A 10,349-nucleotide genomic window follows, 5' to 3' on the forward strand; every position below is an offset into this window, starting at 1 on the left:
GAGGGCAACCGCATGAAAGCCATGCCCGGAGTCTCTGGGTCTCTGGACCTTACGACGGCCCGTCCAACCCACGAACAAGGTAGGACCGCATGAGCAGGTACGACCTGGTGGTCATCGGCGGCGGAAGCGCCGGGCTGACCGCAGCCCGGACCGCCGGGCGTTTCGGTGCCCGTACGCTGCTCGTCGAGCGCGACCGGCTGGGCGGGGACTGCCTGTGGACAGGGTGCGTACCGAGCAAGGCGCTGCTGCACGTGGCCGCCGACGTCCAGGCGGCCCGCCGGGCCACCGCCTACGGGCTCCCGCCCGCGTCCGGCCCGGCCGATCTGGCAGCGGCCATGGCGGAGGTGAAGCGGGCGACCCGCGCGATCGAGCCGCACGACTCGGCCGAGGCGCTCGCCCCGTACGGAGTCGACGTCGTCTGCGGTGCGGCGTCCTTCACGGGCCCGAGAACCCTGACCGCGGGCGACCGGGAGGTCTCCTTCCGGTACGCCGTCATCGCCACGGGCTCCTCGCCAGTCCTGGTGCCGGTCCCCGGCCTGGCCGAGGCCGTTCCACTGACCAGCGACACCGTCTGGCACCTGTCCGAACTGCCGCGGCGCCTGGTGGTGCTGGGCGGTGGGCCCACCGGCTGCGAGCTGGGCCAGGCGTTCGCCCGCCTCGGTTCGCAGGTCACGCTCGTGGAGGCGATGGACAGGCTGGTACCTCGTGAGGAGCCCCGGGCCTCCCAGGTGCTGCGGCAGCGGCTGGAGGCCGAGCGCGTCACGGTGCTGACGGGCTACCGCGCCGAGAGAGTCGACGCCGCTGCCGTCCACGGGCCTGGTGACCCTCTCCCCTACGACACGCTGCTGGCCGTCACGGGCCGCCGCGCCAGCATCCGGAAGCTGGGTCTGCAGGCGGCCGGCGTGGAGCTGACCAAGGCCGGTGATGTCCGCACCGACGGCCGACTGCGTACCGCCAACCGCCGGATCTACGCCGCCGGTGACGTGACCGGCCGTTCGGCGTTCACCCATCTGGGCGGCACGCAGGGGGCAGCGGCGGCTACCGATGCGCTTCTCGGTGTGCGCCGCTCCATCGACTACCGGGCGGTGCCCTGGGTGACGTTCACCGATCCGGAGATCGCCCGCGTCGGCCTCACCGCCGACGAGGCGCGCGAGGAGTACGGCGATGCCGTACGCGTGCACACGCTGGAGAACGACCGGGCCGACCGGGCGGTCGCCGACGGCCGTACCGAGGGCTTCACCACCCTGGTGCTGGGCCCGCGCGGGAAGATCGTCGGAGCGACGGTGGTGTCACCGAGGGCAGGGGAGACCATCGCCCATCTGGCGGCGGCGGCGCGTCTGGGCTGGACGCCCTCCGACTACGCCCGCACCGTGCACCCCTATCCCACGTACGCCGACGGGCCATGGCACGCGGCGCTGGCCGACGTCTACACCCGGCTGGCGCGGAGCAGTGGCCCCGTCGGCGGGCTGTTGAAACTCCGCAGAGGGGTGATCCGGTGATCCTGCGCATCCTTCCGGGCGCCGCCCTCGCCGCGATGGCGCTGGGCCGGCCCGGTTACTTCGATGACATGCCCGCCATCCCGACCGCCCACGGCCTGACCTCCGGCGCTGCCTCGGCCGTCCTGGCCGTGGCGTTGACCGGCGCCGAGGCCGTGACGGCAGGCTGGTTCCTCACCCCGCCCCGCTCCCGCGCCGCCACGCCCGTCCGGCCGCACACGGGCGTCGCGGTGGTCTGGCCGGCCCTGGCCGCCCAGGAGTTCGCCCGCGGACTCGTCCTCGACAACTGCGGCTGCTTCGACACCTCCCTGGTCCGGCCGCTGCGCTGGTACGTCCTCGTCACGGACGCCCCGATGCCAGCTGTACGCCTGGCTGCCGTGGCGGGGGCAGCGGCAGGCCCGGCCCGCCTCGTCGCCCGCCACGGCTCGGACAGCCCGGACCCCGCAGGAGAACCACTGATGCGGATCATCGCCGCACTGCGCGCCCTGGAACATGCCACCCGCCCCTACGACCGCGAGTTCGCCGAGGCCATGGAACGCCGCTGGGCAGAACTCCCCGACTCCGCCAGGACCCCCGGTCAGATCCTCGGCCGGCACGGCGTCGGCTGCGAGGGCACCCACGGCGTCTTCCCCAAGTGCAACCTCAAATGCACCCCCTGCTACCACTCCCGGGACGCCAACCAGGTACGCGTTGAGGTTCCCCCGTTGATCGGGAGGTGCTGATCAGCTGGTCAGGAGGGGTTGACGGGGTCTCAGGTTCGCTCGTTCGGCCGTTGCCTGCTCGGCGTAGTGCTTCTCCTCGAACTCGATGGGGCTGAGGTAGCCGAGCCGTTCGCTCACAACATGACCGTCACCCCGGGCAACCTCGACGAGGTCGCTGGCGTGATCCGTGACTGCCACGCCATGGGTTACGGCATGTTCTCCTTCCAGCCCGCCGCGTTCCTCGGCGACGAGCGCCGCTGGAAGGAGCGCTACCGCGAGGCGACTCCGGACGCGGTCTGGGCGGAGATCGAGCGCGGCGCCGGAACCCGGCTCGACCACCACGTCCTCGAGAACGGCGACGTGCGCTGCGACGAGCTTCGCGAACGCGCGACTGTGAGGTCCGGGCCACCGGCCGGTTCGCGCATGTCGCGCAGGACCCCGTTCTCCTGCTCCAGCAGCACATCCGCTTCCTCGGCCCACGGTTCTCCGCCGACTCGGACCTGGCGATGCCGGGCTACTCGGCGTCGTCCACGGCGGCCCGGCGCGGCCACTTCGACGGCGTCATCTCATGCCCGGCGCAGTCCTTCGCGACCTGCGCAAGGTGACGCCCTTCTCGCGGTTGCCGCGCCACGCCCCGGCGTACCGAGGGCCGAACCGGTCGGCCCGGCCCTCGATGACGCTGAGGCAGCTGCACTTGCTCCCGTCGTCGGCAGCACCGCCGGGGAGGCCGACCACCCCCCGGTCGACGGACCGCCGTCTTCGCAGGCGGTTAGGCTGATCGAGTCGGCCTGTCGGACCCCGCACGACATCGGCCGGACACCCTGTACGCGGCGCGGAACGTCGAGGGAGGTACCCATGCGGCCGGCACGCCTACTCGCCGCCGCCCTCACCGCGGCGCTGCTGCTCGCAGGATGCGGCGGAGGCGACGCGCCACCCCGCCCGTCCGGGGAGATCAAAGTGGCCGCCGGCAACCCGGGCGGTGTCTACGCAGACTACGGGGCCGGCTACGCCGACCTCGTCGAGAGTCGGCTGCCGGGCGTCTCGGCGCAGGTTCTGCACACCGGGGGCAGTGTCGAGAATCTGCGCCGGGTGGCCGCCGACCAGGCACAGGCGGGCTTCACCCTCGCCGATTCCGCCGCCGACGCAGTCGCCGGGAGCGCGCCCTTCTCCCGGAAGCTGCCCGTGGTGGCGCTGGCCTCGCTCTACGACAACTACGTGCAGTTGGTGGTCCGCGCGGACAGCCCGGTCCGAAGCGTGAAGGATCTGCGCGGGCTACGGATCTCCGTGGGGGCCGAGGGCTCGGGCACGGTGCTCATCGCCGAGCGCATCCTGAGGGTCGCCGGGCTCTCCCCCGACGGTGACCTGGCCTCGCTGCGGCTGGATGTGCGCGAGTCGGCGACCGCTCTGGCGGCGGGGCGGATCGACGCGTTCTTCTGGAGCGGTGGCCTGCCGACCGGGGCGATCACCGAACTGCGCCGCAGCACCATGATCCGCCTCGTCGACCTCGGCGACGTGGTCGGGGAGCTCACCCGCTCCTACGGCGAGCTCTACACCGTGACCACCGTGCCTGCCGTCGTGTACGGGGCGCAGAGCGCGGTGACCACGGTGAGCGTGCCGAACTTCCTGGTGGTGCGGCGCGACATGCCGGACTCGGAGGCGTACTGGCTGACCCGGCTGCTGTTCGAGGGCCAGTCTCGGCTCATCCGGGCCCACCCGGAGGCCCGCCGCCTCGACCGGCGCACGGCGATCGCCACCCACCCCCTGGAGCTGCACCCCGGCGCTGCCCGGTGGTACCGCGAGTCACATCCCTGACCGCTCACCGGGACCGTCGCCGACTCCCCTCACAGGGGATCGGACAGGGAATCGCCGGGGAGTGCGGGCGCGGCGGGCAGCCGTACGGTGGCCAAGAGTCCGTGTGGCGGTGCGGCTGCCAGGAGCAGTTCGCCGCCGCCCGCCTCCACCAGCATGCGGGTGAGCGCGAGGCCGAGCCCCGTACCGCGGACGTTCTGGTGGCGTGAGCTGCGCCAGAACCTCCCTCCCGCCTGGGACAGTTCCTCCGCGGTCAGGCCCGGACCGGCATCCCGTACCGTCACATCGACCATCCCCGCCGCTTCCCCGACGGGTGGGCGGCGAACCGAGACGTCGACGGGTGCGCCGTCGCCGAACTTGAGGGCGTTGTCGAGCAGGGTGTCGAGTGCGTGGTCCAGGCAGTCGGGCAGGGACAGCGCCCTCACTCTGTCGGGAATCCGCGTGGTGAGCGGGACACCCGCGCCGGCAAAGGCCGCCCGCCAGGCATCGACCCGGTGCGTCACGACGGCCGAGACGTCGACCGGTCCGCATTCCGCCTCCGACGCCTCCGCCCTGGCCAGCCGCAGCAACCCGTCGAGCATCTCGCCGAACCGGTCGGCCTCCTCCACGGCGAAGTGCAGTTCGTTCAGACCGCGCGGGTCGTTCACGAACTCCTCCAGATTCTCCACCCGCAGCCGGAGCGCGGTCAGCGGATTGCGCAGTTGGTGGGACGCCTGTGCCACGAACGCCCGCTGCTGCTCCTGGGAGGCGTGCATGCTGTCCGCCATCACGTTGAAGTGGTTGGCGAGGCGGCGCAGTTCCGGGGCGCCCACCCGCTCCGACACGCGGGTCTTCAGGCTCCCGAGGGCGACCTCATGGGTGGCCCGGTCCAGGTCGTGAACAGGACGGAGCACCCAGCGGACCACCGGCGCCGCGACCGCGAGCACCACCAGGACGAGTGCCGCGAGGCTGCCCAGCACCACCAGCGTCAGATGGTCGGCCACATCGGAACGGGCCTGGTCGGTGGGGGAGACGATCAGCACGGCACCCAGCACACGGCCGTCACGCCGGACGGGCTCGGCCAGCACGAAGGGCCGGTCGTCCCACGGCCACCACACGCCGGGCTGCTCGGGAGGCCGGTCGGCGAGGGCGAGCAACAGCGCCGACCGTATCTGCGGCTCCTCCAGGTCGACGGGGCGCGAGGCGATCACGGTCTTGCTGTCGGCGTCGACCACCGCGACGCGTGAATCGTAGAGGTTCGCGTAGCGGTCGGCGGCGGCCTCAAGCCGACCGGTCCGCCCCGACTCCAGGGCGGTGGCGGCCAGGTCCGCGAACCAGGCGCCGTCCTCGACCCTTCCGATGAACGAGCTCTGGACCGTGCGCTCCGCGGTGGCCCGCACCAAGGGCAGGCTGAGTGCGACGATCAGACCTGCGACCAAGGCGAAGACGATGACGAGAAGTCGGCGGCGCATCCCGCGTCCTTACTCGCCTGCCGCCGCCGGACGGCCGGCCTCGGCGCCACCACCGTCGGCCCCCGGACCACCGGCCGCCGTGCCCAGGGAGAGCCGGTACCCGTAGCCGCGCACGGTTTGCACCAGGGCCCCCGCCCGCCCCAGCTTGCCGCGCAGGGTGGCCACATGGACGTCGAGGGTGCGTGACATACCGTCGTACGTCGTCTGCCACACCTCCACCACGATCCGGTCGCGGGGCACCGCAGCGCCGCCCGCGCGGGCCAGCAGGGCGAGAATCTCGAACTCCTTGCGGGCCAGGGTGACACTCCGCCCGTCCACGACGACCGTGCGCCGCCCGAGGTCCACCTCCAGGCCGTCGACGGCGACGAGCCGGTCCTCATGGGCGCGCTGACGCACGCTGCGCCGGAGCACCGCCTCGATACGGGCCAGCAGCTCCGCGGCCCCGAACGGTTTCACCACGTAGTCGTCGGCGCCGCTGCGCAGCCCCCGCACACGGTCGGGCTCGTCTCCCCTCGCGGTCACCGCGATCACCGGGACCCCGCTGCGGGCACGCAGTTCCCGGCACACCTCGATGCCGTCCCGGTCGGGCAGGCCCAGGTCGAGCAGTACGAGATCGGCGGCGGGAGCCGCCAGGGCGTCGGCGGCGTTCTCAGCACGCCGCACCTCGTACCCGTGGCGCCGGAGGGCGCCCATGAGGGCGTCGGCGACCCGGTTGTCGTCCTCGACGAGAAGTATCCGCACACGGCCTCCCAGTTGCTGAATCCGGCGGCCCTGAGGCCCAGCGACAGAGGTGTCGAGGGAGCGCGCAGGTGACAGCCGTTGCGATGAGCGTAGAAGTGACCGCCGTCACTGAACCCTAAACCTACGTTAAGTCCTCAGCCTTGCTCTGTTGCCCGCAGGTAAACAGCTGCCACGGTCTGGGACACCACGAACCGCCTAGTCCCAGGAGAAGCCGCGATGAGCATGGCAACGGTGCCGTCCGAGCCGAGGCAGCGATCAGCCGAGGACCTCGTGGCCGAGTTCGAGCAGGAGCGGCCTGCCCGGAAACTCTCCCCCGGGGTCCTTGCGGCCGTGTCCGTGGTGTGCGCCGCGCTGTCGGTCTTCGTGCTGTACGCGATCTTCTTTCCGGTGGCCAAGGGCACCCAGTACTACCTGACCCTCTTCCTCGCGGGGACGCTGCCGCTGATCTTCCTGACCCACCGCGGGACAGTGCGGGTACCGGCGCTGCTGCTCCCCTGGCGACGCGGCGACCGTGCCACCGCCCCGGCCGGAGTGTCGGACAAGGCGGCCGTCCGCCACGACAACCCGGCCTGGTTCGACTGGCTGCTCGCCGCGGCAGCACTCGCCGTGTGCCTGTATCCGCTGCTCGAGTTCGACGCGTTCATCGAGCGGCGGCAGCTGCCGACCTCGCTGGACACCGCGGCGGGGCTCGCCTTGATCGTCCTGGTCCTGGAGGCGTGCCGGCGCACCACCGGCTGGGTCCTGCCGGCCTTCTGCGCGAGCTTCCTGGTGTACGCGTACTACGGAGGGCTGCTGCCGTACGACTGGTCGCTGGCGCACGGCGGCTTCGACATCGACGCGATCGCGGCCCACTTCTTCATGGGCACCGACGGGGTGTACGGAGTTCCGCTGAACGTGGCCGGCACGTACATCGTGCTGTTCACCATCTTCGGCGCGGTCCTCGACATCTCCGGCGCCGGCAAGTTCTTCATCAACCTGTCCTTCGCGGCCTTCCGCGGCTCCCGCAGCGCCCCCGGCCGTACGGTGACCGCCGCCGGTTTTCTGCTCGGCACCGTCTCGGGGTCCGGCACCGCGACCGCGGTCAGCCTCGGATCGGTCGCCTGGCCCGTGCTGCGCCGGGCCGGTTACGGCAAGGAACAGGGCGGCGGAGTGCTCGCCGCCGCCGGTATCGGCGCGATCCTGTCCCCGCCGACGCTGGGCGCCGCCGCGTTCATCATCGCCGAGTACCTGAGGGAGAGTTACCTCACCGTCCTGCTGTACGCGCTGGTGCCCACGCTCCTGTACTACCTGGGCATCCTTCTCGCGGTCGAGATCGACGCCCGCAAACACCACACGCAGCCCGTGGTGGACGACGAGCCCACATCGGCACTGCGGCTGCTCGGCCGGTTCGGCTACCACTTCCTCTCCCTCTTCATGATCGTCGGCTTCATGGCGATGGGACTTCCCCCGTTCAGGGCGGTGGTCTACGCGACGGCCCTGCAGTTCCTTCTGTCGTTCCTCGACAGCCATCACAGGATGACGCCGCGACGGCTGTACGCGGCCCTCGCCGAGGGCAGCAAGTCGGTCCTCCCGGTCGTCGCGACCTGCGCCGCGGCGGGCATGATCGTCGCCGTCGTCACCCAGACCGGCCTCGGCCTGAACCTTGCCTCCGTCATCGTCGACGCGGCCGGAGCTCTCGGTGACAACGCGACCGTGAAGCTGGTCCTGACCGTGCTCTTCGCCGCAGTCGCGGTGTCGATCCTCGGGCTCGCGGTCCCGGTCACCGCCTCCTTCATCATCGCCGCGGTGATCATTGCGCCCGCCCTGCTCTCGCTGGGCGTCGCCACCCACGAGGCGTACATGTTCATCTTCTACTACGCCGTGCTCTCCGAGGTGAGCCCGCCGACGGCCATGGCGGCGGCCGCCTCCGCCGCCATCACGGGCGGCAACCCGATGCGCACGATGGTGGCGACCTGGAAGTACTCGCTGCCCGCGTTCCTGGTGCCGTTCGCCTTCGTCCTGACCGACAACGGCGCCCATCTGCTCGGCACGGGGGGCCTGTGGAGCGTCCTGTGGACCACCGCGGTCTCCGCTCTCGCCGTGGCCGCACTGGCCGCGGCCACCGGAGGCCGGCTGCTCGGCCCGGCGGGCCCGGTGGAGCGGGCACTGTGCGCGGCCGCCGCCCTGTGCCTCCTGTACCTCGAACCCGTAGCGATCACCGCCGGGTTCGCGGCCCTCGCACTCGCCCTCGGCATACGCCTCGTGCGCCGCAGGCAGCCCGCCTTCCCGGTTCCCGCCGTCGGTGGGACCCGGGAGGCGGACACCGTCACGGAAGGACAGCTCCCCTCATGAAGCACCGGATGCGCACCCTGCGCCTCGCCACCGCCGCTCTCGCCATAGGGCTCCTCGCCGCCTGCGGCGGCGGAAAGCAAACCGAGAACACGACCGCCGACAGCGGTGGGAAGGGAGGCCGGCTCACCATCGCGACCGGGGCCACCACCGGCGTCTACTACCAGATCGGGGGCGGACTCGCGAAGCTGATCTCCAACAACCTCGACGGCTACCGGGCCACCGCCACCACCACCGGCGCGTCCGTGCAGAACATCCAGGGCCTCGGGGCCGGCAGCTATGACCTCGCCTTCTCCCTGCTGGACACCGCCGGCGACGCCGTGGAGGGCAAGGAGTCGTTCTCCTCGCCCCAGGACATCGAGGCACTGACGCGGCTGTACCCGAACTACACCCAGGTGCTGGTCCGGTCCGACACGGGCATCGACTCCCTGGAGGACATGAAGGGCAAGCGGGTCTCCACCGGGGCCCCCGGCTCCGGCACGGAAGTGATCGCCAACCGGCTGCTGAAGGCCGCGGGGCTGGACCCCGCCAAGGACATCTCGGCCGACCGTCTCGGCCTCCCGGAGACCGTGGACGCCATGAAGGACGGCACGATCGACGCCCTGTTCTGGTCCGGCGGCCTGCCCAGCGGCGGCATCACGGACCTCACCACCAGCCTCAAGAAGCAGGTCCGCTTCCTGGACGTGACACCGCAGCTGCCCGCTCTGAACCAGGAGTACGGCGACGTCTACCAGACGGGCTCCAGCCCAAAGTCCGTATACAACCAGCCCAAGGACGTGCCCACGATCGTGGTACCCAACGTGCTGCTGGTGAAGAAGGGCTTCGACCCGGATCTCGCCGGTGAGATCGTCAACCTCGTCTACGAGAAGAAGAGCGAGCTGGAGAAGGTGAACGCGGCCGCGGGTGAGATCGAACTCGGCCTCGCCGCGGGCGTCACCCCCGTCCCGCTGAACCCGGGCGCAGAGAAGGCGCTGAAGGCCCTCGCCCAGAAGCCCTGAACCGGGCAGGGGAACGTGGCCGGGTTGGGTGCTCCTGAGCAGGGCCGGCCACGCGTCCCCGGGCAGGGGCAGCCTCCACCCGGCGTGGGCGCACCAACTCGCGCGAACGACAAGCCGTCCCGCCGCTCCCGGGAACCGCTGCCGGCCCCTTCTCCATACGGCTGCCGTCCCATGCCCGCGCCGACCGTGTCCGTGGTGTCGCAGCCCGGTCCGCACCGGGAGCGCATCCGTCAAGGGATGATCATGGTGCATACCCACAGCGAACCCATGTGCCGTCGCTTCACCCTCAGCGCGGCGAAGGAGACCGTTCCCACGGCGCGTCGGCTCGTCCTCGCGACGGTCCGTGACTGGGGCCTGCCGCTTCCGGACGAGACGCTGGATGACCTGGCGCTGCTCTCCGGCGAGGTGATCGCCAACGCGTTGCTGCACGCCAGTGGCCCGTACACCGCCGTCGTGAGCTGGGCGAGGGCCCGGCTGCGGGTGGAGGTGGCCGACACGGCCGAGAGCGGTCGCGGCCTGTTGCTGGTCGCGGCCCTGGCGGCCGACTGGGGCAGTACGCCCACGGCCACGGGAAAGACCGTCTGGTTCGAGGTGGCCCCCCGCGTGCCCACAAGCGCTCCCGACCGGCCGGCGTCGTGACACGAGCGGCGCCCGAGCCCCAAGCCTTTACGAAATTCACTCCGACTGCATGGGAAAATGGATGATCTTGAGGACATTCGGCTGGTCGTTCGCCGTCACGGCGGCCGGCCTTGCCTTCGCCGCGTGGCAGTGGGGCTGGGAGGCGTTCGGGATCGTACTGATCCTGTCGATCCTCGAGATCTCCCT

9 protein-coding genes are annotated in these 10,349 nt (G+C 71.4%); 6 read left to right on the forward strand and 3 right to left on the reverse strand.

The features are described from left to right. The first annotated feature begins 89 nt into the window (after positions 1-89). Both AB0903_RS33650 and AB0903_RS33655 read left to right on the forward strand, forming a co-directional pair. Complete coding sequence (locus AB0903_RS33650) at positions 90-1,499, forward strand: FAD-dependent oxidoreductase (protein ID WP_366708548.1); 1,410 nt, start codon at positions 90-92, stop codon at positions 1,497-1,499. Beyond that, positions 1,496-2,218, forward strand: a complete 723-nt coding sequence (locus AB0903_RS33655; RefSeq protein ID WP_366708549.1) for a hypothetical protein — start codon at positions 1,496-1,498, stop codon at positions 2,216-2,218. Before AB0903_RS33650 ends, AB0903_RS33655 begins: the two co-directional genes overlap by 4 nt. Here AB0903_RS33655 and AB0903_RS33660 read toward each other — a convergent pair whose 3' ends face one another. Then, positions 2,219-2,539 carry a hypothetical protein gene (locus tag AB0903_RS33660; protein ID WP_366708550.1) on the reverse strand — a complete coding sequence of 107 codons (321 nt, stop codon included), beginning with the start codon at positions 2,537-2,539 and terminating at the stop codon, positions 2,219-2,221. It abuts the gene before it with no gap. Between the two features lie 513 nt (positions 2,540-3,052). Here AB0903_RS33660 and AB0903_RS33665 point away from each other — a divergent pair. Then, positions 3,053-4,009, forward strand: a complete 957-nt coding sequence (locus AB0903_RS33665) for a TAXI family TRAP transporter solute-binding subunit (protein WP_366708551.1) — start codon at positions 3,053-3,055, stop codon at positions 4,007-4,009. Positions 4,010-4,038: 29 nt separating this feature from the next. Here the strand turns inward: AB0903_RS33665 and AB0903_RS33670 are convergent, their stop codons facing one another. Then, complete coding sequence (locus AB0903_RS33670) at positions 4,039-5,457, reverse strand: HAMP domain-containing sensor histidine kinase (protein ID WP_366708552.1); 1,419 nt, start codon at positions 5,455-5,457, stop codon at positions 4,039-4,041. 9 nt (positions 5,458-5,466) lie between these two features. Then, entirely contained in the window at positions 5,467-6,198 is a 732-nt protein-coding gene (locus AB0903_RS33675; RefSeq protein ID WP_366708553.1) for a response regulator transcription factor, read from the reverse strand. A gap of 216 nt (positions 6,199-6,414) precedes the next feature. Here AB0903_RS33675 and AB0903_RS33680 point away from each other — a divergent pair, with 216 nt between their 5' ends. From AB0903_RS33680 to AB0903_RS33690, 3 genes are all read left to right on the forward strand, one after another. Then, positions 6,415-8,529 (forward strand): TRAP transporter fused permease subunit, encoded by a 2,115-nt coding sequence (locus AB0903_RS33680; RefSeq protein ID WP_366708554.1) that lies wholly within the window; start codon positions 6,415-6,417, stop codon positions 8,527-8,529. Further along, positions 8,526-9,524, forward strand: coding sequence for a TAXI family TRAP transporter solute-binding subunit (locus AB0903_RS33685; protein ID WP_366708555.1), 999 nt, complete (start codon positions 8,526-8,528; stop codon positions 9,522-9,524). The genes AB0903_RS33680 and AB0903_RS33685 overlap by 4 nt, the downstream gene beginning before the upstream one ends. Positions 9,525-9,767: 243 nt before the next feature. Beyond that, a complete protein-coding gene (locus tag AB0903_RS33690) occupies positions 9,768-10,163 on the forward strand; it encodes an ATP-binding protein (RefSeq protein WP_366708556.1) in 396 nt (131 codons plus the stop codon). Positions 10,164-10,349 lie beyond the last annotated feature (186 nt).

Source organism: Streptomyces sp. NPDC048389 (assembly GCF_040706335.1).
In the GTDB taxonomy this organism is placed as follows: Bacteria; Actinomycetota; Actinomycetes; order Streptomycetales; family Streptomycetaceae; genus Streptomyces.

Bases quoted from the DNA above. Each gene is read 5' to 3' on its own strand.
- AB0903_RS33685 (WP_366708555.1), top strand. From the start codon at position 8,526: ATGAAGCACCGGATGCGCACCCTGCGCCTCGCCACCGCCGCTCTCGCC.
- AB0903_RS33690 (WP_366708556.1), top strand. From the start codon at position 9,768: ATGGTGCATACCCACAGCGAACCCATGTGCCGTCGCTTCACCCTCAGC.
- AB0903_RS33650 (WP_366708548.1), top strand. From the start codon at position 90: ATGAGCAGGTACGACCTGGTGGTCATCGGCGGCGGAAGCGCCGGGCTG.
- AB0903_RS33670 (WP_366708552.1), bottom strand. From the start codon at position 5,457: ATGCGCCGCCGACTTCTCGTCATCGTCTTCGCCTTGGTCGCAGGTCTG.
- AB0903_RS33680 (WP_366708554.1), top strand. From the start codon at position 6,415: ATGAGCATGGCAACGGTGCCGTCCGAGCCGAGGCAGCGATCAGCCGAG.
- AB0903_RS33665 (WP_366708551.1), top strand. From the start codon at position 3,053: ATGCGGCCGGCACGCCTACTCGCCGCCGCCCTCACCGCGGCGCTGCTG.